Annotated in this window: 24 protein-coding genes; 14 read left to right on the forward strand and 10 right to left on the reverse strand. The window is 74.9% G+C overall.

Annotation, left to right across the window (positions count from 1 at the left end):
- Window positions 1-88: 88 nt before the first annotated feature.
- From AB0N04_RS04970 to AB0N04_RS05020, 11 genes are all read left to right on the forward strand, one after another.
- On the forward strand, window positions 89-1,324 hold the full coding sequence (locus AB0N04_RS04970; protein WP_360206745.1) for a beta-ketoacyl-[acyl-carrier-protein] synthase family protein: 1,236 nt from the start codon (window positions 89-91) through the stop codon (window positions 1,322-1,324).
- Window positions 1,321-2,148, forward strand: a complete 828-nt coding sequence (locus tag AB0N04_RS04975; protein ID WP_360206748.1) for a MaoC/PaaZ C-terminal domain-containing protein — start codon at window positions 1,321-1,323, stop codon at window positions 2,146-2,148. The genes AB0N04_RS04970 and AB0N04_RS04975 overlap by 4 nt, the downstream gene beginning before the upstream one ends.
- Window positions 2,149-2,153: 5 nt before the next feature.
- Window positions 2,154-3,761: an AMP-binding protein gene (locus AB0N04_RS04980; RefSeq protein ID WP_360206751.1), complete on the forward strand. Its 1,608-nt coding sequence runs from the start codon at window positions 2,154-2,156 to the stop codon at window positions 3,759-3,761.
- 148 nt (window positions 3,762-3,909) lie between these two features.
- Window positions 3,910-4,179 carry a phosphopantetheine-binding protein gene (locus AB0N04_RS04985; RefSeq protein ID WP_360206754.1) on the forward strand — a complete coding sequence of 90 codons (270 nt, stop codon included), beginning with the start codon at window positions 3,910-3,912 and terminating at the stop codon, window positions 4,177-4,179.
- Window positions 4,180-4,183: 4 nt separating this feature from the next.
- Window positions 4,184-5,215, forward strand: a complete 1,032-nt coding sequence (locus AB0N04_RS04990) for a hypothetical protein (protein ID WP_360206757.1) — start codon at window positions 4,184-4,186, stop codon at window positions 5,213-5,215.
- Window positions 5,208-6,086, forward strand: a complete 879-nt coding sequence (gene trpA, locus AB0N04_RS04995; protein ID WP_360206760.1) for a tryptophan synthase subunit alpha — start codon at window positions 5,208-5,210, stop codon at window positions 6,084-6,086. Before AB0N04_RS04990 ends, trpA begins: the two co-directional genes overlap by 8 nt.
- Window positions 6,080-6,454 carry an ectoine synthase gene (locus AB0N04_RS05000; protein WP_360206763.1) on the forward strand — a complete coding sequence of 125 codons (375 nt, stop codon included), beginning with the start codon at window positions 6,080-6,082 and terminating at the stop codon, window positions 6,452-6,454. The genes trpA and AB0N04_RS05000 overlap by 7 nt, the downstream gene beginning before the upstream one ends.
- A 171-nt stretch (window positions 6,455-6,625) precedes the next feature.
- A complete protein-coding gene (locus AB0N04_RS05005) occupies window positions 6,626-7,771 on the forward strand; it encodes an acyl-CoA dehydrogenase family protein (RefSeq protein WP_360206766.1) in 1,146 nt (381 codons plus the stop codon).
- On the forward strand, window positions 7,768-8,505 hold the full coding sequence (locus AB0N04_RS05010; RefSeq protein ID WP_360206768.1) for an N-(5'-phosphoribosyl)anthranilate isomerase: 738 nt from the start codon (window positions 7,768-7,770) through the stop codon (window positions 8,503-8,505). The genes AB0N04_RS05005 and AB0N04_RS05010 overlap by 4 nt, the downstream gene beginning before the upstream one ends.
- On the forward strand, window positions 8,502-9,215 hold the full coding sequence (locus tag AB0N04_RS05015; RefSeq protein ID WP_360206770.1) for an indole-3-glycerol-phosphate synthase: 714 nt from the start codon (window positions 8,502-8,504) through the stop codon (window positions 9,213-9,215). The genes AB0N04_RS05010 and AB0N04_RS05015 overlap by 4 nt, the downstream gene beginning before the upstream one ends.
- Window positions 9,212-10,105, forward strand: a complete 894-nt coding sequence (locus AB0N04_RS05020; RefSeq protein ID WP_360206773.1) for an alpha/beta fold hydrolase — start codon at window positions 9,212-9,214, stop codon at window positions 10,103-10,105. Before AB0N04_RS05015 ends, AB0N04_RS05020 begins: the two co-directional genes overlap by 4 nt.
- 115 nt (window positions 10,106-10,220) lie before the next feature.
- Here the strand turns inward: AB0N04_RS05020 and AB0N04_RS05025 are convergent, their stop codons facing one another.
- The 5 genes from AB0N04_RS05025 to AB0N04_RS05045 form a co-directional block, all read right to left on the reverse strand.
- A complete protein-coding gene (locus AB0N04_RS05025) occupies window positions 10,221-11,027 on the reverse strand; it encodes a hypothetical protein (RefSeq protein ID WP_360206775.1) in 807 nt (268 codons plus the stop codon).
- A gap of 322 nt (window positions 11,028-11,349) precedes the next feature.
- Window positions 11,350-12,132 carry a maleylpyruvate isomerase N-terminal domain-containing protein gene (locus AB0N04_RS05030; RefSeq protein ID WP_360206777.1) on the reverse strand — a complete coding sequence of 261 codons (783 nt, stop codon included), beginning with the start codon at window positions 12,130-12,132 and terminating at the stop codon, window positions 11,350-11,352.
- A gap of 234 nt (window positions 12,133-12,366) precedes the next feature.
- A complete protein-coding gene (locus AB0N04_RS05035) occupies window positions 12,367-13,059 on the reverse strand; it encodes a DUF6875 domain-containing protein (RefSeq protein ID WP_360206780.1) in 693 nt (230 codons plus the stop codon).
- The gene (locus AB0N04_RS05040) at window positions 13,056-13,742 is read right to left on the reverse strand and encodes a hypothetical protein (RefSeq protein WP_360206783.1); all 687 of its coding nucleotides are present in this window, start codon (window positions 13,740-13,742) and stop codon (window positions 13,056-13,058) included. Before AB0N04_RS05040 ends, AB0N04_RS05035 begins: the two co-directional genes overlap by 4 nt.
- Before the next feature lie 293 nt (window positions 13,743-14,035).
- Window positions 14,036-15,415, reverse strand: coding sequence for an aminotransferase class V-fold PLP-dependent enzyme (locus AB0N04_RS05045; protein WP_360206786.1), 1,380 nt, complete (start codon window positions 15,413-15,415; stop codon window positions 14,036-14,038).
- Between the two features lie 355 nt (window positions 15,416-15,770).
- Here AB0N04_RS05045 and AB0N04_RS05050 point away from each other — a divergent pair, with 355 nt between their 5' ends.
- Window positions 15,771-17,282 carry a multicopper oxidase family protein gene (locus AB0N04_RS05050; RefSeq protein ID WP_360206789.1) on the forward strand — a complete coding sequence of 504 codons (1,512 nt, stop codon included), beginning with the start codon at window positions 15,771-15,773 and terminating at the stop codon, window positions 17,280-17,282.
- A gap of 107 nt (window positions 17,283-17,389) precedes the next feature.
- Here AB0N04_RS05050 and AB0N04_RS05055 read toward each other — a convergent pair whose 3' ends face one another.
- The 4 genes from AB0N04_RS05055 to AB0N04_RS05070 form a co-directional block, all read right to left on the reverse strand.
- A complete protein-coding gene (locus AB0N04_RS05055; protein ID WP_360206792.1) occupies window positions 17,390-18,880 on the reverse strand; it encodes an FAD-binding protein in 1,491 nt (496 codons plus the stop codon).
- Window positions 18,881-18,942: 62 nt separating this feature from the next.
- Window positions 18,943-19,311 carry a hypothetical protein gene (locus AB0N04_RS05060; protein WP_360206795.1) on the reverse strand — a complete coding sequence of 123 codons (369 nt, stop codon included), beginning with the start codon at window positions 19,309-19,311 and terminating at the stop codon, window positions 18,943-18,945.
- Window positions 19,312-19,767: 456 nt separating this feature from the next.
- Window positions 19,768-21,156 (reverse strand): IS607 family element RNA-guided endonuclease TnpB, encoded by a 1,389-nt coding sequence (tnpB, locus tag AB0N04_RS05065; RefSeq protein ID WP_360206798.1) that lies wholly within the window; start codon window positions 21,154-21,156, stop codon window positions 19,768-19,770.
- Window positions 21,153-21,326: a hypothetical protein gene (locus AB0N04_RS05070; protein ID WP_360206801.1), complete on the reverse strand. Its 174-nt coding sequence runs from the start codon at window positions 21,324-21,326 to the stop codon at window positions 21,153-21,155. Before AB0N04_RS05070 ends, tnpB begins: the two co-directional genes overlap by 4 nt.
- Window positions 21,327-21,608: 282 nt before the next feature.
- Between AB0N04_RS05070 and AB0N04_RS05075 the strand changes: the two genes are divergently transcribed.
- Both AB0N04_RS05075 and pgm read left to right on the forward strand, forming a co-directional pair.
- Window positions 21,609-21,908, forward strand: coding sequence for a YciI family protein (locus tag AB0N04_RS05075; RefSeq protein ID WP_360206804.1), 300 nt, complete (start codon window positions 21,609-21,611; stop codon window positions 21,906-21,908).
- Between the two features lie 265 nt (window positions 21,909-22,173).
- Window positions 22,174-23,814, forward strand: coding sequence for a phosphoglucomutase (alpha-D-glucose-1,6-bisphosphate-dependent) (gene pgm, locus AB0N04_RS05080; RefSeq protein ID WP_360206806.1), 1,641 nt, complete (start codon window positions 22,174-22,176; stop codon window positions 23,812-23,814).
- A gap of 138 nt (window positions 23,815-23,952) precedes the next feature.
- Here the strand turns inward: pgm and AB0N04_RS05085 are convergent, their stop codons facing one another.
- Window positions 23,953-25,134, reverse strand: a complete 1,182-nt coding sequence (locus tag AB0N04_RS05085) for an MFS transporter (RefSeq protein WP_360206809.1) — start codon at window positions 25,132-25,134, stop codon at window positions 23,953-23,955.
- Window positions 25,135-25,164 lie beyond the last annotated feature (30 nt).

The raw sequence follows: 25,164 nt of genomic DNA on the forward strand, positions 1-25,164 counted from the left end.
ACGCCGGCCACCCCAGGCCCACGCCGGTCACCCCAGGCCCACGCCGGCCGCACCCGGTCACCCCCCGGCCCGGACAGGAGAGGAAGCCATGGCCCCGCACCCCCGCCCACCGATCGCCGTCACCGGCCTCGGCGTGCTCAGCCCCGCCGGCCACACCGTCCCCGAGTTCTGGCACACCGTCACCTCCGGGCACTCCACCGCCACCGCCCTGCACGACCCCGACCTCGCCCGCCACAAGGTCCGCCTGGGCTGCCGCGTCAACGACCTGCCCCACGACGACTGCCTGCCCGCCAAGGACGCCCGCCGCCTCGACCCCTTCGCCCACTACGGCACCCTCGCCGCCCTCGCCGCCCACCGCGACGCCGGAAGCCCCCACCCCGAACCCGGCCGCGCCGCCATCGTCGTCGGCAACGCCGTCGGCGGACGCACCACCAGCGACCGCGAATCCGCCCTCTACACCACCCACGGCCCCCTGCGCGTCTCCCCCCTGATGCCGCTGGTCACCATGCCCAACGCCGCCGCCGCCCAGATCGCCATGCGCCTGAACTGGAGCGGCCCCGCCCTGACCATCGCCACCACCTGCGCCTCCAGCGCCGACGCCATCGGCCACGCCGCCCTCCTCCTGCAGACCCACCGCGCCGACGTCGTCATCGCCGGCGGCTGCGAGGCCACCCTCACCCCCGTCACCCTCGCCGCGTTCGGCAACCTCGGCGCCCACTCCCAGCGCAACCACGACCCCGCCCACGCCAGCCGCCCCTTCGACACCCACCGCGACGGCTTCGTCATGGGCGAAGGCGCCGGCTTCCTCGTCCTGGAACGCCTCGACGACGCCCGCGCCCGCCACCGCACCCCCTACGCCCTGCTCGCCGGCCACGGCTCCAGCTCCGACGCCTACCACCTGGCCAACCCCCGCCCCGACGGCGCCGGCGCCGTCACCGCGATGCGCGCCGCCCTCGCCGACGCCGGCCTCACCCCCGCCGACATCGCCCACGTCAACGCCCACGGCACCTCCACCGTCCACAACGACCGCGCCGAAGCCGCCGCGCTGCGCACCGTGTTCGGCCCGCACGGCGTGCCGGTGACCTCCACCAAGGGCGTCATCGGCCACCTGATCGGCGCCGCCGGCGCCGTCGAGCTGATCGCCGCCGTCCAGGCGATGAACAGCCGCCTCGTCCCTCCCACCGCCAACCACGAGAAGACCGAAGAGGGCCTGGACCTCGACGTCGTCCACGGCGCCGCCCGCCCGATCCGCGCCGGCGCGGCCCTGTCCAACTCCTTCGGTTTCGGCGGCCACAACTCGACCCTGGTGGTGACCCCGCTATGACCACGACCGCCCCGCCCGCCCGGCGCGCCCGCCACACCCTCGGCGCCGAGGACCTGGCCGCCTACCGCGCCGCCGCCCGCACCCGCCTGCCGGCCGCCACCACCGCCGCGCCCTCGCCCGCGCAGCCCTTCGTGCTGGCCCACACCCTCGCCCAGCAGAGCGTCGCCGACCTGACCGCGGGCGACGCCGGCTTCACCGGCGTGGTCCACCTCGGCCAGGAGATCCGCACCCACCACCGCCTCAGCCCCGCCACCACGGTGCTGGTGGAGGTCGCCCTCACCGCGGTGCGCCGCGAGGCCCGCGGCACCCGCCTGGCCCTGGCCACCCGCATCAGCGACGACACCCGGGGCACCCTGCTGGCCGAACTGTCCACCGCCGCCCTGCTGGTGGGCGTCACCACCCTCGAACCGTTCGGCGCCCCGGCCCCGGCCGCCCACCCCGGCACCACCGCCGACACCGAACCCCTCACCCTCACCCACACCCTCACCCGCGCCGACGTCGCCGCCTACGCCCACGCCTCCGGCGACCTCAACCCCATCCACCTCGACGACACCGCGGCCCGCGCCGCCGGCTTCCCCGGCGTCATCGCCCACGGCATGCACCTGGTCGCCCTGGCCGCCGAGGAGATCACCGACCGCCACGCCGGCGGCGACCCGGCCCGCATCACCGCCCTGGGCGCCCGCTTCGCCGCCCCGCTCGCCCCCGGCGCCGCCCTGCGCCTGACCCTGCAGCCCTACGACCGGGCCACCGTCGTGCGCTTCAGCGTCGCCACCGACACCGGCACCGCCGTCAAGGCCGGCTGGGCCACCCTGGCGGGGGAGTGAACACCGTGACCACCACCCCCACCCCCGCCCCCGCGGACACCGCCGCCACCCCGGCCACCGCCGCCCCCACCGCCGCCACCCCGGCCACCCCCGCCACCCCCGCCACCGCGGACTCCGCCGCCGCGGGCACCGCCGGGCACGGCGCGCCGCCGCTCACCCTGGCCGACGCGTTCGCCGCGCACGCCCGCCACCAGCCCCACGCCGCCGCCCTCCTGTGGCACGAGCGGGCCGTCACCTACCGCGAACTGGCCGACGCCGCCGACGCCGAACGCACCCGCCTGCACACCCTCGACCTCGCCCCGGGCGAGCCGGTGGGCCTGGTGGCGACCAAGTCCCCCGAGGCGATCGCCCTCGTCCTGGCCTGCCTCACCGAACGCCGCCCCTTCCTGCTGCCCTCCCCCCAGCTGCCGCCGGCCCTGCTGGCCGCGCTGTTCGCCCAGGCCGGTGCCCGCCACGTCCTCGCCCCCCACGGCCAGGACACCCCCCGCCTGCCGCAGCCCCCGCACCCCGCCACCCGCCCCACCCTGGCCGCCGGCACCTCCTTCCTCCTCACCACCTCCGGCTCCACCGACCTGCCCAAGATCGTCCCGCTCGCGCAGAGCGCCGTCGACCGCTTCACCACCTGGGCCCACGACACCTTCGACCTGGGCCCCGGGCGCACCGTCGCCAACTACGCCCCCCTCAACTTCGACCTGTGCCTGCTCGACGTGTGGGCCACCCTGGCCGCCGGCGGCACCGTGCTGCTCGTCGACCCCGCCCACGCCCTCAACGGCCGCCACCTCCTGGACCAGCTCACCCGCCACCGCCCCCACGTCCTGCAGGCCGTCCCGCTGGCCTACGCCCTGCTGGTCCAGGCCGCCGCCCGCGACAACCGGGCGCTGGAGAGCGTCGAACACGCCGCGTTCACCGGCGACGCCATCGACCCGCGCACCCTGGCCGCGCTGCCCGCACTGCTGCCCCGCGCCGCGCTGTACAACATCTACGGCTGCACCGAGACCAACGACAGCTTCCTGCACCGCCTGGACCGCCTGGACGCCACCGCCGCGCTGCCCGTGCCCATCGGCACCCCGCTGCCCGGCGTGCGCACCCTGCTCGCCGCCCCCGACGGCACCCCGGTCACCGGGCCCGGCAGCGGCGAACTGTACGTCTCCACCCCCTTCCAGGCCGCCGGCTACCTGGACCGCTCCCGTGACGCGGGCCGCTTCACCACCCAGCCCGCCGGCGCGGGGCAGGGCCGGCGCTGGTTCCGCACCGGCGACCTCGCCGTCCGCGACGACCAGGGCCGCCTGCACCTGCGCGGACGCGCCGACTTCCAGGTCAAGGTCCGCGGCGTCGCCGTCAACACCGCCGAGGTCGAACGCGTCCTGCTCGCCCACCCCGAGGTGCGCGAGGCCGCCGTCGCCGCCGCCGACGACCCGATGACCGGCAAACGCCTGCACGCCGCCGTCCAGCGCGCCCCCGGCAGCACCCTCAACAGCCTCGTCCTGCGCGAGCACCTGGCCCGCAACCTGCCGCGCGCCGCCGTGCCCGAGCGCCTGGCCATCCACGACGCCCCGCTGCCCAAGACCCCCACCGGCAAGGTCGACCGCAAGGCCGTCCTGCCCCCCACCTGAACCGGCCCCGCCTGAACCGGCCCCGCCTGAACCCCCCGGCCTGACCCCCGCCTGAACCCCCTCGGGCCTGAACCGGCCCCGCCTGAACCGGCCCCATCCGCATCCGATTCCTTCTTCGATTCCTCACTCTTGCAAGGGAGTTGCCACCATGAGCAACATCGCCCAGATCAAGCGGTTCCTCATCGAGGAGTTCCTGCCCGACGTCACCCCCGAGCAGCTCGCCGACGACCACGACCTGCTCTCCGACGGCGTCATCGACAGCCTGGGCGTCCTCAAGCTCATCGCCTGGGTCGAGGACCACTTCGCCCTGCCCGTCGACGACACCGACCTGGACCCGAACAACTTCCGTTCCGTCGCCGCCATCGACGCCTTCATCACCGCCCGCCGCGCCGCGGCCACCGCCACGGTGGGCGGCTGATCCCATGCACCCGGCCCTCACCGCACTCCTCGCCGGCCGCCCGGTGCCCCTGGAGGCCTGGCGCTCGTGGTGGGACCAGCTGGAGCAGCGCACCTTGGGCCCGGCCCGCGACAGCGACCGGGCCCAGGCGGCGGCCCTGCTGGCCAGCCTCACCACCGGCCTGCCCGAGCCCGCGACCCTCGCCGCCCTCACCACCTCCCTCACCGAACGCGCCCCCGACCCGGGCCCCGCCCACCCCGGCAGCGTCAACATCGTCGGCACCGGCGGCGGCCCCGCCACCTTCAACCTCTCCACCGCCGCCGCGCTGACCGCCGCCAGCATGGGCATCCCCGTCGTCAAGACCGGCTCGCGCGCCTACACCAGCGCCGCCGGCTCCATCGACCTCCTCGAACGCCTGGGCATCACCCTCACCTCCTCCCACGCCGCCACCGGCGAGGACCTCGCCCGCCACGGGATCGCCTTCGCCGGCCCGCACGTCTACCCGCCGGCCCTCACCCGCCTGGCCCGCATCCTGTACCCGCTCACCCTCAAACCCTTCGGCGCGTTCCTCAACACCCTCGGGCCCCTCCTGGCGAGCGTGCCCGTCACCGCCCAGCTCACCGGCGTCTGCGCCGCCGCCCGCCTGGACGCCCTGCGCGACCTCGCCGCCCGCACCGCCACCCGCACCGTGTGGCTGGCCACCAACAGCGCCGGCGCCGACGAGCTCCTGCCGTTCGCCGACAACACCCTGCACACCCCCGGCGGCGCGATCCACCTGCCGGCCGGGTCCGTCGCCCCGGACCGCGGCACCCTCGCCGACCTCGCGCCGCACCCCGACGACCTCACCGGCCACTTCCTGCGCGCCCTCGCCGGGCAGGGCGGCGACACCGCCACCCACACCATCGCGCTCAACGCCGCCGCCCTCGCCCTCGCCTCCGGCCGCCACACCCGCTGGCACACCGCCCACGCCGCCGCGCTGGACGCGCTCGCCGACGGCGCCCCGCGCGCGCTCGCCGAACGCCTGCGCGCCCGCCCCCGGGAGGCGGCCGGTGTCTGAGCCCCTCTTCCCCGACGGACGGCTGGGCCTGGCGCTCTTCCTCAACGCCGGCGACCCCGCCGGGCGCCTGGCCGACCTCGCGCACATGCTCGACGCCCACGGCGTGGACGTCCTCGAACTCGCCGTGCCCTTCCCCCACTCGCCCACCGACGGCCCGGTCATCCGCCGCTCCGCCGCCCGCGCCCTGGCAGCCGGCACCACCCTGGACACCGTCCTGGCCGAACTCGCCGACCTCACACCGCGGCTGACCCGCCTCAAGGTCGCCCTGCTCGCCGACTGGAGCCACAGCCTGCGCCACCGCGACCCCGCCGCCACCGCCCGCGCCGTCACCCGCGCCGGAGCCGCGGCCCTGCTCGTCCACGCGCTGCCCCCACGGGTGCGCCCCGCCTGGCAGCAGGCCCTGCACGACGAGGGCCTGCCCGAGGTCACCACCTGCTACCCCGCCTCCACCCCCGAGGTCCTCACCGCCGCCGCCCGCGGCGCAGCCGGCGCCTACGTCTACCTCGTCGCCCACTACGGCCGCTCCGGCACCACCCCCGCCCACGGCCACCGCGCCCTGGCCGACACCGTCACCGCGCTGCGCACGGCGGCCCCCGCCGTCCCCGTCGCCGTCGGCTTCGGCGTCAAGAGCGCCGCCGACCTGGACGCGGTCGCCGCCGCCGGCGCCGACGCCGCCATCGTCGGCTCCGCGGCCGTCGCCCGCATCGAACACGCCCACACCGAAGGCCTCGACGCCGTCGAGGAGTTGCGGGCCTTCCTCACCGACCTCCGCCCCACCCGTCCCCCACACCCGGACGCACCCGGCGGACGCACCACCATCACCCTCACCCCCGCCAGCACCACCACCCGAGAGGAACAACCGGCATGCTGATCCGCGACATCGCCGACGTGAAGACCGTCGAGTGGGGCAACGGCGTCTCCCGCCGCTTCCTGCTCGCCGGCGACGGCCTCGGCTACAGCCTCACCGACACCGTCGTCAACGCCGGCACCAAGTCCCGCCTGGAGTACCGCAACCACCTCGAGGCGTGCTACTGCATCGCCGGCTCCGGCGAGGTCGTCGACATGGACGGCAACTCCCACCCCATCACCCCCGGGCGGCTGTACGCCCTCGACCAGCACGACGCCCACTACCTCATCGCCAGCCCCCACGAGGACCTGCGCCTGGTGTGCGTGTTCTCCCCGGCCCTGCGCGGCGACGAGGTCCACCAGCTCGACGCCCACTCCTCCTCCGCCTACTGAGGCGAAAGGTCCACGCACACGCCCCCAGGCGTGCCGGGCACGCCGCGGGGCGCCTGCGACCCGCCCCGGGGCGGGCCCCCCGCCCCGAGCCACCCACCGGCGCGCCGCCCCGCGCGCCGGCCCTGCCACCCCGGGCCCCCACGGCGGGCCCGGGAGGAAGGCGGCAACGTCATGATCCGCTGGGACGCCGACCAGAACGCCCTGCGCGAGGGCCTGGCCCGCTTCGGCGACGACCTGAGCGCCGGCCACATCGAAGGCGACGAACAGGCCGCCTTCTCCCACGACAAGTGGCGCCTCATCCAGAAGACCGGCATCCTCTCCCTGCCCTTCGACGAGCGCTACGGAGGCCTGGGCCAGTCCCTGCTCACCACCATGTACGTCCTCGAGGGACTGGGCCACACCTGCCGCGACGGAGGCCTCAACTTCTCCGTCACCACCTCCATGGCCTCCACCGGCGTACCCCTGCAGGCCTTCGGCTCACCCGCCCTCAAGGAGGCCTACCTGCCGCGCATCGCCTCCGGCGAGGCGATCGGCGCCCACGCCATCACCGAGTCCGACGGCGGCTCGGACGCCATGCAGATGCGCACCCGCGCCGTGCGCGACGGCGACCACTTCGTCCTCAACGGCGCCAAGACCTTCGTCTCCAACGGCCCCGTCGCCGACGTCATCGTCGTCTACGCCCGCACCCACCCCCAGGGCGGCGCCCTGGGCGTCACCGCGTTCCTCCTGGACCGCGACACCCCCGGCATCACCACCGGCAACCCCATCAAGAAGATGGGCCTGCGCACCTCCCCGCTGTCCGAGCTCTACCTCGACGACGTGCGGGTGCCCAAGGACCGCGTGCTGGGCCGCGTCGGCGGCGGCTTCCTCGTCCTGGACCACGTGATGAAACGCGAGATCCTCTACTCCTTCATCGTCAACACCGGCGAGATGCAGCACCGCCTGGCCCGCTGCCTGGACTACGCCAAGACCCGGATGTCCTTCGGCAAGCCCATCGGCTCCTACCAGTCCGTCGCCAACAAGATCGTCGACACCAAGATCCGCCTCGAGACCGCCCGCAAGTGGCTCTACGACACCGCCCAGCGCCTGGAGGCCGGCGAGAACGTCACCGTCGACATGGCCATCGCCAAACTCCTCACCAGCGAGTCCAACCTCGCCACCTCCCTGGCCGCCGTCCAGGTCTTCGGCGGCAACGGCTACATGTCCGAGTACGGACTGGAGAAGGACGTGCGCAACGCCGTCGCCGGCACCATCTACTCCGGCAGCAACGAGATCCAGTACAACCGCATCGCCGCCATGCTCGGACTGGGCAAATGAGCGCCCCCGCCCCGCCGCGCCCGGCCCCCGCCCGGCCCCGCCACCTCAAGGTGTGCGGGGCCCGCACCCGCGCCGACCTCGCCCTGCTCGCCGAATCCGGCCCCACCCTGGTCGGCCTGTGGCACGGCGTCCCCGACGGCCCCGCCGACCTCACCGAACAACGCCTCGCCGACCTCGCCGCCACCGCCATCCGCCTGGGCCTGGAACCCGTCCTGGTCACCTTCCTCGACGACGCCCACCGCCTGGCCGCCCTGGCCCGCGCCACCGGCATCCGCTGGATCCAGCTGCACGCCTACCAGCCGCCGTCCCTGGTCGCCGAGCTGCGCGAGCGCCTGCCCTACGCCGTCCTCGTCAAGGTCCTCCACCTCTCCCGCGGCCGCTGCCTCGAACGCCCCTTCATCGGAGCCTTCGAACGCGCCGGCACCGACCTGTTCCTCCTCGACACCGTCACCGCCGACGGGCGCGTCGGATCCACCGGCCACCCCCTGGCCCCCACCGACGTCCACACCCTGCTGCCCCGCCTGGGCATCCCCTTCCTCCTCGCCGGCGGCCTCAACGCCGCCAACCGCGACACCTACCGCACCGTCACCGACCACCCCCTGTACGCCGGCGCCGACATCGACACCGCCGCCCGCGACCACGCCGGCCGCTTCACCCGCGAAGCCGTCACCGCCCTCACCCACGCCTGGCAGCACACCCGGCGCACGCCCCACCCGACGGAGGCCTACGCATGAGCAGCGCCCACCCCCAGCGCTTCACCGACGCCCTCCTCGCCGCGCAGCGCCCCCTGATCATGGAGGTCAAACTTCGCGACCCGCACGGCACCGACCTGCTCGGCCCGCGCACCGTCACCGACCTCGTCACCCGCTACGAACAGGCCGGCGCGCCCTGCCTGTCCGTCGTCACCGGCCGCTGGTTCGGCGGCACCCCCCGCCTGCTGCGCGAGGTCACCGCCGCCACCCGCCTGCCCGTCCTGCAGAAGGACTTCCTCACCCGCCCCGCCCAGCTCGAGGCCTCCGCCGCCCTCGGCGCCAGCGCCGTCCTGCTCACCGCCGCCCTGCTGCCCGCCGTCTCCCTGCGCCGCCTGGTCGCCGCCGCCCTCACCCTCGGCCTGACCCCCTTCGTGGAGATCACCGACGCCCGCGAACTCGACCTCCTGGACGACCCCGCCGACTGTGTCATCGCCGTCAACAACAAGGACATCCGCACCCGCGAACGCGACCCGGGCGACCTCACCCGCAGCCTGCGCCTGCTGCCCGCCCTGCGCGCCGCCGCCGTGCGCGCCCCCGTCTCCGCCTCCGCCATCACCGACCCCGCCGACGCCGCCCGCCTCCTGGACGCCGGCTACGCCGGCCTGCTCGTGGGCACCACCCTGATGCGCACCGGCGACCTCACCGGCTGGCTGGCCGGCCTCGACACCGCCCGCGCCGGAGCCGCCGCATGAACACCGCCACCCGCTCCCTGGTCCTGGACGCCGACGGCATCCCGCTGTCCGTCCTGGTCGCCGAACCCCGCGACCGGGCGCCCAAGGCCGTCGTCCTCGCCATCCACGGCCGCGGCATGCGCGGCGCCTACTTCGCCGGCCCCGCCCACCCCGACACCGACCTGCTCACCCTCGCCGCCGACCTCGGCTACACCGTCCTGGCCCCCGACCGCCCCGGCCACGGCGCCTCCGCCCACCGCCTGCCCCACGGCCAGCTCATCGCCGACCAGGCCGCCACCCTGCACGCCGCCCTCACCGACTACGCCCGCGCCCACGACACCGGCGCCGGCGTCCAACTCCTCGCCCACTCCTTCGGCGGCAAGATCGCCCTGCAGCTGGCCGCCCACTGGCCCCACGACCCGCACCTGCCCCTGCTCGGCGCCGACATCTCCGGCCTCGCCCAGCACTACGCCCCCGGCGCCTGGGACCGCCCCGACGACCTCGCCGGCGGCGGCCGCCTCAACTGGGGCCCCCTCCACCTCTACCCGCCCGGCACCTTCCACGCCGCCCGCACCCTGCTCACCCCCGTCCCCGCCCTCGAATCCCGCGAACTGGCCACCTGGCCCGCCCGCTACCGCGCCCTCGCCGCCCGCGTGCGCGTGCCCGTGCGCCTGACCCTGGCCGACCACGAGCACTGGTGGCGCCTGGACCCCGCCGCCCGCACCGCCCTCACCACCGCCTTCCCCGACGGCCTGGCCCACCTCGTCACCGCCCACCGCGCCGGCCACAACCTCTCCCTCGGCCACGCCGCCCGCCCCTACCACCTGCGCGCCCTCGCCTTCACCGACGACTGCCTCACCCGCGCCCCCCACACCCCCGCCACCGCGGCCCCGGCCCTGGCCACCGTCTGACCCGCCCCCGCCCCCGGCACCGTCCGCACCCCCGGCACACGCGAAGGCCCGGCACGCGCGAGGGCCCCGCCGCCCCCGGCGCGCGGCCGGGAAGCGACGGGGCCCTCACACCGGATCAGGCCTTGCGGATGTTGTACGCCCAACCGGAGCCGTAGCAGCTGCTGGTGCTGTACGAACCGCTGACCACCCACCCCGACGGGATCGGCGAGAACGAACACACCGTCGCACCCGTGCGCCCGGCCGTGTCGGCGATCGTGTACGCCACGCCGGTGCCGGCGCAGCCCGCGCTGCTGTAGGACGTGGTGACGACCCACCCGGCGGGGATCGGCGACATCGAGCAGACGGTGGCGCCGGTACGCCCGGCCGTGTTGGAGATCGAGTAGGCGACGCCGGTGCCCGCGCAGCCCGCGCTGCTGTAGGAGCTGGTGACGACCCATCCGGTCGGGATCGGCGACATCGAGCAGACGGTGGCGCCGGCGCGCCCGGCCGTGTTGGAGATGGAGTACGCGACGCCGGTGCCGGCGCAGCCCGCGCTGCTGTAGGAGCTGGTGATCACCCACCCGGTGGGGATCGGGGACATCGAGCAGACCGTCGCACCGTTCAGGGTGGCTGTGTTGGCGATCGAGTACGCGACGCCGGTGCCCGCGCAGCCCGCGCTGCTGTAGGAGCTGGTGATCACCCACCCGGCGGGGATCGGCGACATCGAGCAGACCGTCGCACCGTTCAGCCCGCTCACGTCCGCGATCGTGTACGCGACGCCGGTGCCCGGACAACCGGAGCTGCTGTAGGAGCTGGTGATCACCCACCCCGGCGGGATGGGGGAGTTGGAGCAGACGATCGAAGCGGCGGTGCGCTGCGGGGCCGCCTGCGCGGTCGCGGCCGTCGCGCTCACCATGCCCAGCAGCATGAGCACGACCGTCACCACGTGGGGTATGCGGGTACGTAGGGTCTTCACAACAGGCCTCGGAATCTTCTCGGCGCTCGACGGCGACGCTGATGCAGACGAGGTGAACGCTTGGCACACGGTCCCTTCACCTCGGCTGAGATGGTGTCAGAGTCACGCCGGTGACACCAGAACGTCGCGAAGATCGCCCACCACCCCCGACAAGGCCGCCACCGCACCCACCCGCATCGGCGCCGCAACGAAGAACACCGCCGCCGCCCCCCAGGCCGAAGAAAGGGGGGCGACGGCGGTGCCGGGCCGAACGAAGGGTGACGTGCCGTCAAGGCACGGCCCGTCGGGGCTACACCTCCGGCTCCCAGGCCGCCAGCTGCTCGAAGATCCGCACATCGCCCTCGACCTTCAGGTCCGACACCGGGATCCGCCCGTACAGGGCCAGCACCAGCTGGCCGGCCGTGCCCAGGGCACTGAAGGCGGCCGCACCCGCACCGGCCTGCGCGCCGCCCGCGGGCAGACGGGTGGTGTGCGCGCCGGCGGCGGACAGCGCCAGGCGCCACGAGCGGCCCTCACTGGCGTGGTAGTCCACGACGCACGGCTCGTGCGGCCAGGGCGCCGTCGTCGCACAGCAGGTGAACAGGAAGTCCTCGACGCCGTCCAGCGCCACCTCCTCGGGCAGCGCGGTGGCGCCCGTGCCCGCGGCGAGCTGGGCGTCGTAGGTGTGCACCGCCAGCTGCTGGAGCTGGTGGCGGGCCACCGCGCCGCTGGTGGGCGGGGACTGCGGGCCCCACCACGTCCAGCAGCCCCGGTCGGGACCGGCCTGACCCAGCGCGTCCAGCAGCAGACGGGTGGACTCCGCCAGCCACTGCGACAGCTCCTCGCGCCCGCGCGGGGCGCCACCCTCCCACACCGAGGCCGGCGGCGGGGCGTCGGCCGGCCCGGCGGCGACGGTGGCGGCCCAGCGCCGCCGCCCCTCGCCGATGTGCTGCGCCAGGTCGAACAGCGTCCACTCGGGGCAGGTCGGCACCTGCGCGTCGAGGTCGGGGGCGGCGGCGACGGCGGCGCGGAAGGCGTCCGAGCGTTCGCCGATCAGCCGCAGCAGGGCGGGGAAGTCGAGAATGGTGTCCACGCGGGTTGTCTATCACCCCACCGCGGGGGCGGGGCAACCGAATTTCCGCACGCCGCAAGCCCTGCGGGCAGGCGTGCGGCGGCGCGCGCGGGACGCGAGGCCCCGCCCCGGGGCCGGCCGGCCCGGCCGATCGGGGAAGGGGCGGTGGCGCCCCGCGCGCGCCCGGGGGCCGCGCCCGAAGAGGGGGACGGCGCTCAAGCGGTCGAGCGGTCAGGGATTCAAACGGTCAGGGGCTCAGGCGGTCAGGCGCACGTTGCGCCGGTGCTCCGTCATCCCGGTGACCAGCTGGTCACGGATGCGCGCCGGCACCTGGGGGGCGAACCGGGCCAGGTAGTGCGCCAGATGCGCCTGGTCGTCGACGAGGAACGGCAGATCGAAGACGAGGAGCTTGCGCACCGCCAGCAACGGCACCGGAGCGCGCAACGGCCGGAACGAGCGGTTCCACAGACCGCCCTCCTCGCACACCGGATGGAACTGACCGATCATCAGCCCCTGCTCGACGAACTCGTCCTTGGCCTTGCGCTGCAACTCGTCCAGCACCGTGGAATCGGCCCGGTCCAGCTGGGGCAGCACCAGCAGCACCGTCAGCAGCTCCCGGTCCGACTCCTCCGTCAGAGCACCCACCAACTGCTCGTACCAGGACCGCAGTTCACCCACCAGCGCGGGCAGGTCGGCCCCCGTGCCGCCGCCGTCACCGGCCGCGCCACCGGCGGCCACCGCGACGTGGAACAGACCACGGCGCAGCGAGGGCTGGGTGTAGGGGCACACCGGGCCGCTGCGCCCCAGGTCGGGGTGGGCGGTGGTGAGGAACTGCCGGCTCCAGGCGAGGATCTCGGCGACCTCGGGGTGGGCGTCGGCGGCCCCGGCGTCGATCTCGTCGGCGGCGAAGACCCGCAGGCCGGCCTCGGCGGCGGCGGGCGCGTTCACCGGGGCCCCCGCCACACCGGGGTCAGCTGCGGCCCGCCGGCGGGCAGGGCCAGGGCGTCGCCGAAGCGGGTGAAGCCGTTGCGGGCGCACAGGTGCGCACCGCCGGGGGAGCTGGTCTCGGCGTAGGCGGCCTGCCCGGCCGCGTCGACCTCGGCGAGCAGGGTCCGCAGCAGGGCCGCGGCGGTCAGGTCGTGACGGCGCTCGGGGCGCACGCCGATGAACGCCAGGTAGTAGTGCGGGCGGTGGCGGGGGTGACGGCGCGCCTGCAGGCGGGTGATCGCCGCCAGCCGCAGCACGCTCTGCGGGTGGGCCGCCGCGTCCACGGCCTCGTCCAGCGCGCGGGCCGCGTCCTGGCCGTGGTGGTCGGGGTGCTCCCACACCCCCGGGGGCAGGAAGAGTAACGCCGCGTCCAGGTCCTCGGTGGTCAGCACCCCCCGGTGGGCCAGGCACTGGTCGACGTAGACGCGGAAGAACGCGGGCAGGACACGGGCCCGGTAGGTGGCGTCGGGGAAGGCCCAGCGGGTGAGCGGGTCGTCCTGGAACGCGGCGGCGAGCACCCTGGACAGGGCGGCCTCCTCGCCGGGCCGGGCGGCCCGCACGACGGGGTGCCCCTCGGGCCGGGCACTGGGGATCTCGGCCGGGCGGGCGGCGGGGGCGCCCGGCGGGACGGTGGCGGTGGTCAACGGACACGCTCCTCGGCAGACAAGCGGACAACGGGCGGGCGGTGGGGCAAGGCGCGGCCCGGCGGTGCGGGCACGCCGTGCCGCGCGTGCAGGGCGCGCGGCGGGTACACCGGTGCGGCGCGGCGGTGCGATCGGACACGGGCGGTGCCGCGCGGTGCAGCTGTTCTCCGTGCGGTGGCGCTGTGCAACGGCGGCGGCGCTTGTGCAACGGCGACGGCGCCGTTGCGGCAGGACGGCGGCGCCCGCACGCAACGGCGCGGCACGCCACGCGGGTACGGCGACGCCGCCCCCGGTCAGCCCCCGGCGGCCAGCGCCGCCACCCGCGCGTGCAGCGCCGGCAGGAACTCCCGCGCCTCGGGCTTCATCAGCACGCTGCGCAGCACCCCCGCCGTAGCGGCGTCGGCGAGCGCACCGCGGTGGCGGCGCGTGAAATCGGCGGCGTCCACCCGCAGCAGACTCAGGTAGACCGGATCGTCCTCCGCCGCCATGCCCCGGCGCAGCACCCGCTCGCTGGCGGCGTCCACACCCGACATCGACAACGGCCCGTCCGGGGTGGGGAAGTAGGTGACGATGTCCAGCTGCGGCTCCTGGTACGCCGTCAGCCTCCCGTCCGCACCGACCAGGCGCGACCAGTCCAGCGCGCTGCGCCGCGCACCGGCCAGCACCGCGCCCAGCCCGTCGGGCGTCAGCGGCAGCAGCTGCAGGGTCAGCCACAGCGCCGCGGCCGAGGCACCGGCGCGCGAGCACTCCAGACTGATCTCCCCCAGGTGCAGTTCGGCGTCGGTGAAGTAGGTGTACGGCGAGTCGTGGGCGAAGTGGCGCCCGATCCCGGGGTCCGCGAACAGCACCGCCCCGCACCCGTAGGGCTGCAGGCCGTGCTTGTGCGGGTCGACGGTCACCGAGTCGCAGCCCGCCACCGCCCGCCACGGCGCCGGGTCCAGCTCCAGCTCCGCCGCCAGCGCGTCGTCGGCGGCCAGCAGCGCGAAGAACCCGCCGTAGGCCGCGTCCACGTGCACCCGCACCCCGTACCGGCGGGCCAGCGCCAGCACCTCGTGCACCGGATCGACCGCACCCGCCCCGGTGGTCCCGGCGGTGACGACCACGGTGCCCACCCGCCCGGTGCGCAGCACCTCCTCCAACGCGTCCACGTCCATCCGCCCGGCCGCGTCGGCCGCCACCGCGTGGCCCGCCACCCCCAGCACGTGACACATCCGGCTGTGCGTGTAGTGGGCCTGCTCGCTGTAGGCCACCCCGAGCCCCGGATGGCTCTGGCGGGCCACGTACAGCGCCTCCAGGTTGGCGATGGTGCCGCTGCTGGTGAGGTGGCCCACGTGCCGGGGCAGGCCGAACATGGCGGCGAGCTGCTCCACGCACTCGCGTTCCATGTCGTTGGTGGCCGGCCCACCCTCGTAGGCGTGGTTGTTGGGGTTGAACCGCATCGCCGTCAGATAGCCCACGACCGCCGCCGGGTGCGGCGGCTTGACCATCTGCCCGGCGTAGCGCGGATGGAAGAACGGGTAGTTGTGCTCCAGGCGCTTGGCGAAGCGCTCGAACGCGACGGCGAAGTCCGCGTCCTCCACCTGGTGCGAGGGGTGCGGGCGGAAGGGCCCGAACCGCTCGCCCCACCGCTCGGCCACCTCGGCCGCCCTCGGCAGCCAGTACCGCAGGTCCACGCTCCGGCCCCTTCCCTTCGAGGGATCCTCCAGTGCTTCGCGAGCCACGGTGACCTGCGCCCGCAAGCCGGCCGCAACACCCGCAGCTCACCCGCACCCGCCCCGCCCCCGCCCGCACCCACCCCCCGTACCGGCCGGTAGGGCCAGCCCCTGCGCGGCCCGCCGCACACCCCCCACGCCTCAGCCGGACCCCAACCGCGCGCTAGGAACCGCTGCTGCAATCACCCCCTGGAAGACGGCGAAGACGGCCCCGGGGCGCCACCGGCCCGGACCGCACCCGCCCGGGCAGCGGGCGGACAGGCGAACGGGCCCCGGGCACCCGGCCGCCCCCCGGCAGCGAGCAGGAGGACACACCATGGTGACCAGACGCAGGATGATCGGCGCCGCCCTGGCGACCGGGGGAGGGGTCCTGCTCATGCGCACCACCGTGCGCCCGGCCGCCTCCGCCCAGACCGTCGCGGCCCGCACCCAGGACCAGGCCGACGCCCACACCCACGGCGCCACCCCCCAGGACGACCCCGGCCCCGACGCCGGACCGGCCCTCGCCCCCAAGTTCACCACCGCCATGCCCGTGCCCCCGCTGCTCACCCCGGTCTCCACCGCCGGCGGCACCGACACCTACACCATGACCATGCTGCGGGCCTCCGCCCGCATCCTGCCCGGCCTGCGCACCGACGTCCTCACCTACAACGGCTCCTTCCCCGGCCCCGTCATCCGCGCCCGCTCCGGACGCCCCGTCGTGGTGCGCCACACCAACCTCCTCGACGAGGGCGTCTCCGTCCACCTGCACGGCGCCCGGGTGCCCACCGACAGCGACGGCGACCCGATGAACCTCCTCGCCACCGGCCGCACCCGCACCTACACCTACCCCAACGACCAGGCCCACGCGAGCCTGTGGTTCCACGACCACGCCCACCACCTGGAGTCCGAACACGTCTACCGGGGCCTGGCCGGCTTCTACCTGCTCACCGACGAGACCGAACGCGCCCTGCCGCTGCCCTCCGGCCAGTACGACCTGCCCATCGCCCTGCGCGACGCCCGCTTCGACACCGACGGCAACCTCGTCTACCGCATGGACGACCCCTTCAACCGCACCACCATCCTCGCCAACGGCCGCCCCTGGCCCAAGGTCGACGTCGCCGCCCGCAAGTACCGCCTGCGCCTGCTCAACTCCTCCAACCTGCGCTTCTTCTCCCTGCGCCTGGCCGACGGCGGCCCCATCACCCAGATCGGCTCCGACGGCGGCCTGCTCGAACGCCCCCACCTGACCGACACCGTCGACCTGTCGCCCGGCGAACGCGCCGACGTCGTCATCGACTTCTCCCGCTACCCGGTGGGCAGCAGCATCGCCCTCACCAACACCCTGCCGCCCGGCCCCACCGAACACGTCGGCCAGGTCCTGCGCTTCGACATCACCCGCCCCGCCCACGACCCCAGCTCCGTCCCGGCCGTGCTGCGCACCCTGCCCGCCCTGCCGGCGCCCGCCCGCGAACGCACCGTGGTGCTGCAGGTCGACGAGGACGGGCGCGCCGAACCCCGCGGCCTGATCGACGGCAAGGTCTACGACCCGGCCCGCGTCGACGCCCGGGTGGCCCACGGCACCTCGGAGATCTGGACGGTCGTCAACGCCAACAAGGACGTCCCGCACAACTTCCACCTGCACCTGGTGCAGTTCCGCGTCCTGGCCCGCAACGGCGCCGCCCCCTCACCCGCGGAGGCCGGCCTCAAGGACACCGTGCGCCTGCTGCCCGGCGAGAGCGTGCGCCTGCAGGCCGTCTTCGACTCCTACCGCGGCCGCTACCCCTACCACTGCCACCTGCTCGACCACTCCGCGATGGGCATGATGGCCCAGATGGAGATCGCCTGACCCGGCCCCCGGCCCCCGGGCCCCGGCCGCCCGGGCCCCGGGCCGGCCCGCCCCCCGGGGCCCCGACCGCGCAACACGGCCGGGGCCCCGGCACCGACGTCGCCGCCTCAGGACACGTGGATCCCCTGACCCGGCGTCAGGATCCCCGCCGGATCCCACCGCCGCTTGGCCTCCACCACCCGCCCCCACAACCCGCCGTAGTGCCGCCGCCAGTCCGCCCCCGTCATCCCCGGCACCGCCCCGATCAGATACCGCTTCCCACCCAGCTCCACCGCCCGCTCGTACAACCGCCGGTTGCGCTCCAGCATCGCCCCCGTGTCCGCCCCCGGCCCCGGGAACGCCAACAGGTCGAAGTGCCAGCCCACCTCCTCCCGCGGCAACACCGCCAACGGCGCCCCCACCCGCGAACGCGCGTACGGGTAGAACAACAACAACCCCGCCCCCAGGTCCTGCGCCGACAGCACCCGCGCCGCCTCCTCCATGAACACCCGCGCCCGCGACGCCGGCAGGAACAGGCTCAGCCACGGCTTCGCCAGCCCCCACAACCCGGCCGCCCGCAGGTACCCCGCGAACGCGTCCACCCGGAACGCGTACTCCCGCCAGCTCTGCTCCACCACCTGCGTCTCACCCGCCACCGGACGCAGCCCCGCCAACAACGCCCCCGCATCCACCGGCCGCCCCGCGTCCGCGAACGCCACCAGCTCCGCCTTGTACCGCCACCGCGACCCGTCCGCGCTGCGCTGCACGTCACCCACCTGCAGGTCGAACCGCCCCTGCGCCATCACCCGCTCCTGGTCCGCCAGATACGCCCCCAGATCGTCGTAGAACAGCGAGAACACGTGCGCCCGCTCCCGCGCCGGCACCAGCCGCAGCTGCGCCCGCACGATGATCCCCACCTGCCCGCCACCGGCCAGCACCGCCTCGAACAGCTCCCGGTTCACCGCCCGCGAGGCCGTCACCAGCTCACCCGTGCCGGTCACCACGTCCACCGACTCCACCGTGTCCACCTGCAACCCGTACCGCTGCACCCCACCGCCGATCCCGCCCACGCTCAGCGTCCCCCCGACCGACAGGTGCAGGTAGTCCGTCAGACACGGCGGCATCCACCCCACCGCCAGCGCCGCGTCCGTCAGCTGCGCCCACGTCGCCCCGGCCTCCACCACGGCCCGCCCCGGGCCCACCGACACGATCCGCGACAGGCCGCGCGCGTCGACCGCGATCCCGCCGCGCGGGTTGGCCTGCCCGAAGCTGGAGTGCGACTCCAGCCCCGCCGCCCCGGCCGTCCCCGCGTCCCCGCTCTGCCCGTTGACCGCCACCGGGATCCCGTGACGGCGCGCGAACGCCACCACCCGCTGCACGTCGCGCACCGAGCCCGGCCGCAGCACGGCCCGCGGCCGCTGGGACACCAGGTGCCCGAAGTCCCCGGCGAACCGCTCCAGGCCCTCGCCGGACAGCGTCACCGACCCGTCCAGCACGGGCAGCCGCGCGACGTCGCCCCCCTCCTCCACCGCCCAGGCCCCCCGGGCGGTGCTCCACCCGATCACCGCGGCCCCCGCACCCGCGAGCACCGCCCGCCGCGACAGTTGCGACCCGCTCATACCAGACTTCTCCGATCAGTCGTCAAATACGGATTGTTGTACCGCAATCACCCCGCAACCACCTACCACCCCGCCCGCCCCTGCGACCCCTGCCGCCCCTGCGGCCCGTGCCGCCCCTGCGGCCCGCACTGCTCCTGCGGCCCCTGCGGCCCCTGCCGCTCCTGCTGCTCCAGTGCGGCCAGCGCCTCCAGCGCCCGCCCCAGCACCTTCGCCCGGAACGGATGCCCCACCTCCAGCACCCCCGCCGCCGCCACCGCCTCCTCCAGCAGCGCCCGCCGCGCCGCCGGCCGCCCCGCCACCTGCGCCCACCCGCTCGCCTCCACCAACACGTGGGCGAGCTTGGAGCCGTACACCTGCGGGCTCACCCCGAACAGCACCCGGTACACCCACAGGCCCTCCCGCCCCCGCAGCACCCGCCCGTCGTGACTCAACAACCGCATCCGCGCCCTCAGCACCAGATCCCCGTGCACCGACACCCGCACAACCCCCTTCGTCCGCCCACCGCCCACCGCCTGCCGCCCGGGCGCAGCACGACACGCACGCACACCGGCCCCCCGTGGACGGGGTGGCCGGCGCGTGGCCGCAGGAGTGGATGCCGACGAGTCTGCGGCCGGCGCGCCCCCGGCGACAAGACACGATCCGCGTGCGCTGCGTCCTACCGAAACCCCCCGCGACCTGCCAGGATGGGACCCGGCACCCTCCCGCCGCCCCCGCACCGCACCGCACCGCCCTGCGCCGCCTCACCACCCTCCCGCGGCCGCCGGTTCGCTTGCGAGTGATCCGCGCACGTCCTTGCCGCGTAAAGAGGGTGAGGACATCCGAAGGCGATCGGAGCAGAGGAAAACCCGAGGGCCTGTAAAGCCGCTCGCCGAGAACTCGGTCAAGTCTCAGCGATTCGCCCGTGAGTGGACGAAGGTCACCGTCTGACTCGAAACCACGGGGCTTCGATGCGGAGTGGACGCTTCTTGCCCCTGGCGGGAGATTGCGCCGTCTGCGAGGCAGAGTCTCGTCTTACGTCGGCTCGGCGATCCGTTTCCTGTCTCCGGGCCGCTCCCGGCGACGCGCCGCCCTATCATCGCGGCAAGGTTGAGCGCGGCGTTCTCGTCCCGGTCGATGACCAGGCCGCAGCGCTCGCAGACGAACGTACGCACCCGAAGGGGCAGCTTGGATTTCACTGCCTGGCAGCCGGAGCACGTCTTGGAGCTGGGAAACCACCGGTCGGCCACTTCCAGCTGGCCGCCGTTCCATGCGGTCTTGTAGGAGAGCTGACGGCGGATCTCGCCGAACCCCGCGTCGGCCACCGCGCGGGCGAGCCTGTGGTTCTTGAGCATTCCGGCGACGTTGAGGTCTTCGACCACGATGGTGCCGTACTCGCGGGCCAACTCTGTGGTGAGCTTGTGGATCGCGTCCCGTCGTAGTGCGGCTACGCGGTGGTGGACCCGGTTGCGAGCGTCGTTGGCCTTGAGCCAGCGTTTGGAGGGCCGCTGGCCGGCAATGCGGTCGGGTCCGACGCGGCGGGCGACGGTGCGGGACAACCGGGCGAGCTTCCTGCAGGCGGCGTCGTAGTGCTTGGGATTCTCCATCGCGGGGCGGCCGTCGGAGAAGACGGCCAGGGTCCTGATTCCGAGGTCCACTCCGACCACCGCACCCGGACGGGACGGCTGATGGTTGCCCCGCTCGACCTCGACCGTGAAGGAAACGTGCCAGCGACCCGCGTACAGGCGCACCGTCGCGGACTTGAGCCTGGCGGTTCCGTTCGCGATGCGGCGATGCAGCTTGCGGGTGTTCTCGTGCGTCCTGAGGGTGCCGAGCACTGGCAGCGTGACGTGCCTGCGGTCGTCCTCCAGACGTATGGCTCCGGTCGTGAACCGGCAGGACTTCGCCGCCTTGTGCTTGGACTTGAAGTGAGGGAAACCCATCACAGGGCCTCTGCGTTTGCCCCTTCTCGAGTCGGACCAGTTCCTCAGGCCGGTGGCGAGCTGCTCCAGACCAGTGGCATACGCCTCCTTTGAGCACTCACGCCACCACGGTGCGGCGTCGTCCTTGGCCAGATTCCAGGCCTTGCGCATCGAGTACATCGACCAGCCGAAGACCGGTGTCAGATCGTCCCCGGCGAGGCCGTATGACCGCTCTGCCTCTCGCTGGGAGAGGTTCGCCTTCACCTGCGCCAGGGCCCAGTTGAACGCCACGCGGGCCGCTCCGCAGTGCCGCAGAAGTTCGTGTGCCTGGCGCGGTGTCGGGTCGAGGGCGAATCGGTAGGCATGGGTGACGATCACGCGGCGCCCTCGCGGACGGCAGCTGCTGCCGTCCGCGAGGAGCGGCCGAGTGCGGTCCGCTTCCCGTACGGGCAGCCGCACACCGAGGTGAGCGTGTCGGTGATGTGGTTGCGGGTCGGGGCTCCGGCCGACTCGTTCTGATCGGGGACTGCGAGGCGTCGGCCCGTCACCTCCGGCACCACCGGGAGGTGTGCGGTGTCGAGCCTGACGAGAGACGGTCACGACGTTTCACGAGAACGACGATAGTGGCAGGGAGTCGACGACCATGACAGACCATCAGGCAGGGCGACCCTTGATGAACCGTCGGCTGCTGAGATCCCCCGCTCCGGCTGTGGCGGTTCGAATCCGCCCTCGCCCACCGCGCGTTCACCACCTCGCGCCGCCGCGTCCGCACCGCCGCGTCCGCGCCCCCTGGTGCCCGGGGCGCACGGGGTGCTGGCTAGCCTGGTCGCATGTTCGTACTGGAGCTGACGTACACCGCCCCGCTGGAGCGCATCGACGCCGTCCTGCCGCAGCACGTGCAGTGGCTGCACGCGCACTACGAGGCGGGCACCTTCCTCGCCTCGGGCCGCAAGGTGCCGCGCGAGGGCGGGGTGATCATCGCCCTGGGCGAGGACCGCGCCGCGATCGAGGAACTCACCCGCACCGACCCGTTCTCCCGCGAGGGCCTGGTCGCGTACACCGTCACCGAGTTCCTCGCCACCACCACCGCCCCCGCCCTGGACGCCTTCCGCCAGCAGCTGCCGGCCTGACACCCGGGCCGCACCACCCGGGCCGCACCACCCGGGCCGCACGGCCCGGCACGCACGGCCCCGCGCGGCCCCGCACGGGTACGGACGGCCCCGCACGGGCCCTGCGGGGCTGCGTCCGCATGCCCGTCGACGCGCCGTCCGCGTCCCGTTCGCGTCCCGTTCGTGTCCCCGTCCCGCCCGCCGGGTACGGGGCACGGTCGCGTTCTGGCTACGATCGGTGAGCACGGGGCAAGGACGCGACCGGGAAGTTGGCGGGAGAAGACGGATGGCACACGCACGGGCCGGGCAGCCGGCGCAGCCGGAGGACCTGGTGGATGTGGCGCGGCTGGTGACGGCGTACTACGCGCTGCACCCCGACCCGCAGGAGGCCGCCCAGCGGGTGGCGTTCGGCACCTCCGGGCACCGCGGCTCCTCGCTGGACGCCGCGTTCAACGAGGACCACATCGCCGCGACCACGCAGGCGATCTGCGAGTACCGCACCCAACAGGGCATCGCCGGGCCGCTGTTCCTGGGCGCCGACACCCACGCTCTGTCCGAGCCGGCCAAGGTCACCGCGGTGGAGGTGCTGGCCGCCAACGGCGTGCACGTCCTGCTGGACGCCGCCGACGGCTACACGCCCACCCCCGCGGTCTCGCACGCGATCCTGGCCCACAACCGCCGCAGCCCCAAGGCGCTGGCCGACGGCATCGTGGTGACCCCCTCGCACAACCCGCCGCGCGACGGCGGCTTCAAGTACAACCCGCCCAGCGGCGGGCCGGCCGGCTCCGAGGCCACCGGCTGGATCCAGGACCGCGCCAACGAGCTGATCCGCGAGGGCCTGCGCGGCGTCAAGCGCGTCCCCTACGCGCGGGCGCTGGCCGCCGCGACCACCGGGCGCCACGACTTCCTGGGCACCTACGTCGAGGACCTGCCCGCCGTGCTGGACCTGGACGCGGTGCGCGCCGCGGGCCTGCGCATCGGCGCCGACCCGCTCGGCGGTGCCTCGGTGGACTACTGGGCGCGCATCGCCGAAACCCACCGCCTGGACCTCACCGTCGTCAACCCGGTCACCGACCCGACCTGGCGGTTCATGACGCTGGACTGGGACGGCAAGATCCGCATGGACTGCTCCTCGCCCGCCGCGATGGCCTCCCTCATCGGGCGCCGCGCCGAGTACGCCATCGCCACCGGCAACGACGCCGACGCCGACCGCCACGGCATCGTCACCCCCGACGGCGGCCTGATGAACCCCAACCACTACCTCGCGGTCGCCGTCGACTACCTCTACCGCCACCGCCAGGACTGGCCCGCCGACGCGGCCGTCGGCAAGACCCTGGTCTCCTCCTCGATGCTCGACCGCGTCGCCACCGACCTCAAGCGCGACCTGCTGGAGGTGCCGGTCGGCTTCAAGTGGTTCGTCGACGGCCTCCTGGAGGGCTCCATCGCCTTCGGCGGCGAGGAGTCGGCCGGCGCCTCCTTCCTGCGCCGCGACGGCGGCGTGTGGACCACCGACAAGGACGGCATCCTGCTGGCCCTGCTCGCCTCCGAGATCACCGCCGTCACCGGCGCCACCCCCAGCGCCTACTACCGCGAGCTGACCGCCCGCCACGGCGCCCCCTCCTACGCCCGCGTCGACGCCCCCGCCGACCGCGAGCAGAAGGCCCGCCTGGCCCGGCTGTCCCCGGAGCGCGTCAGCGCCGGCGAACTCGCCGGCGAGGCGATCACCGCCGTCCTGGCCGACGCCCCCGGCAACGGCGCGCCCATCGGCGGCATCAAGGTCTGCACCGACAACGCCTGGTTCGCGGCCCGCCCCTCCGGCACCGAGGACGTCTACAAGATCTACGCCGAGTCCTTCCTCGGCGACGACCACCTCGCCCGCGTCCAGGACGAGGCCCGCACCCTGGTCGGCGAGGTCCTCGGCGCCTGACCCGCACCGCGCGTTCCCCGCGGCGCACCGCGTCTCCTGCACCGCACCGCGCACCGCTTACCGCCCGTGCCCCGGACCGGACCCCCGGCCCGGGGCACGGGCGCACCCGGGCCCGTACGCCGGCCCCGGCCCCGGCCCCTACGCCGCTGCCGCGCCCGCCTCCGCCGCTGCCGGCGCCCCCGCCGCCGCGTCCCGCGTGGTCGCCGCCGCGACCCCCGCCGCGACCAGCGCCAGCCCCGCCGCCGCCAACGGGAACCACCGCCCGCCCAGCACCGCGATCGCCCAACTGCCCGCCACACCCCCGGCCGCCGTCCCCAGGTACAGCGCACTGCTGTTCAACGAGATCAGCAGCGGCGCACTGCCCGGATCGATCGACGCCAACCGGTGCGGCAGCGCCACCGACACCGCCCACCCCGCCAACGGCACCACCACCGCGTACACCAGCGCCCCCGGCATGCTGCGCCCCAGCCACGGCAGGGCCGCGAACGTCGCCGCGGCCGCCGCCGAGCCGGCCAGCAGCACGCGGCGCACCCCGACCCGGTCCACCAGGCGCCCGCCCAGCCAGCTGCCCGCCACCGACATCACGCCCGCGGTCAGCAGCACCAGGCTCAGCCGCCCCGCGTCGCCGCCGGTGGCGCCCGCCACGGCGGTGGACAGGTAGATGTAGACGCACTGGAAGGCCAGGAAGAACACCAGGGTGGTGGCCGCGGCCCCGAGCACCCGGGGCCGGCCGAGCGGCGCCAGACGGTCGCGCAGCCCCACCGCGGCGCTCGGTGCGGGCAGCTCGCGCAGCAGCAGCGCGATCCCGGCCAGCGCGGCCGCGCCCAGGGCGGTGACCAGCCACATCGTCAGCCGCCAGTCGGTGCGCCCCACCCAGGTGCCCAGCGGCACGCCCAGCGCGGTGGCCACCGTCATCCCGCCCAGGACGGTCGCCAGCGCCCGTCCGCGCCGTTCGGGGGCGACCAGGGCGGTGGCCACGGCGTTGGCGGTGGGCGTGTACAGCGCGGCACCGGCCGCGGCCAACACCCGGGTGGCCAGGAGCAGGTCGTAGGTGGGGGCGAGCGCGCTGAGGGCGTTGGCCGCGCCGAACACGGTGAGTCCGGTCAGCAGCAGGCGCCGGCGCGGCCAGCGGGCGGTGAGTGTGGCCAGGACCGGGGCGAGCAGGGCGTAGCCGAGGGCGAAGACGGTGACCAGCTGGCCGGCGGCGGGCACCGACACGCCGAGGTCGGCGGCCACCGGGGCGAGGATGCCGGCCACCACCATCGAGTCGGTGCCGACGGCGAAGGTGCCGAGGGCGAGCAGGAGCAGGCGTACGGGCACGGAAGGAACCCCCCGGATCGTTTGATCACC

This window comes from Kitasatospora sp. NPDC051702, assembly GCF_040681575.1.
Taxonomy (GTDB): domain Bacteria; phylum Actinomycetota; class Actinomycetes; order Streptomycetales; family Streptomycetaceae; genus Kitasatospora.

Excerpts from the sequence above, each read along its gene's own strand:
- AB0N04_RS04970 (WP_360206745.1), top strand. The coding sequence starts at position 89 with ATGGCCCCGCACCCCCGCCCACCGATCGCCGTCACCGGCCTCGGCGTG.
- AB0N04_RS04975 (WP_360206748.1), top strand. The coding sequence starts at position 1,321 with ATGACCACGACCGCCCCGCCCGCCCGGCGCGCCCGCCACACCCTCGGC.
- AB0N04_RS04985 (WP_360206754.1), top strand. The coding sequence starts at position 3,910 with ATGAGCAACATCGCCCAGATCAAGCGGTTCCTCATCGAGGAGTTCCTG.
- AB0N04_RS04990 (WP_360206757.1), top strand. The coding sequence starts at position 4,184 with ATGCACCCGGCCCTCACCGCACTCCTCGCCGGCCGCCCGGTGCCCCTG.
- AB0N04_RS05000 (WP_360206763.1), top strand. The coding sequence starts at position 6,080 with ATGCTGATCCGCGACATCGCCGACGTGAAGACCGTCGAGTGGGGCAAC.
- AB0N04_RS05005 (WP_360206766.1), top strand. The coding sequence starts at position 6,626 with ATGATCCGCTGGGACGCCGACCAGAACGCCCTGCGCGAGGGCCTGGCC.
- AB0N04_RS05010 (WP_360206768.1), top strand. The coding sequence starts at position 7,768 with ATGAGCGCCCCCGCCCCGCCGCGCCCGGCCCCCGCCCGGCCCCGCCAC.
- AB0N04_RS05015 (WP_360206770.1), top strand. The coding sequence starts at position 8,502 with ATGAGCAGCGCCCACCCCCAGCGCTTCACCGACGCCCTCCTCGCCGCG.
- AB0N04_RS05020 (WP_360206773.1), top strand. The coding sequence starts at position 9,212 with ATGAACACCGCCACCCGCTCCCTGGTCCTGGACGCCGACGGCATCCCG.
- AB0N04_RS05050 (WP_360206789.1), top strand. The coding sequence starts at position 15,771 with ATGGTGACCAGACGCAGGATGATCGGCGCCGCCCTGGCGACCGGGGGA.
- AB0N04_RS05055 (WP_360206792.1), bottom strand. The coding sequence starts at position 18,880 with ATGAGCGGGTCGCAACTGTCGCGGCGGGCGGTGCTCGCGGGTGCGGGG.
- AB0N04_RS05075 (WP_360206804.1), top strand. The coding sequence starts at position 21,609 with ATGTTCGTACTGGAGCTGACGTACACCGCCCCGCTGGAGCGCATCGAC.
- pgm (WP_360206806.1), top strand. The coding sequence starts at position 22,174 with ATGGCACACGCACGGGCCGGGCAGCCGGCGCAGCCGGAGGACCTGGTG.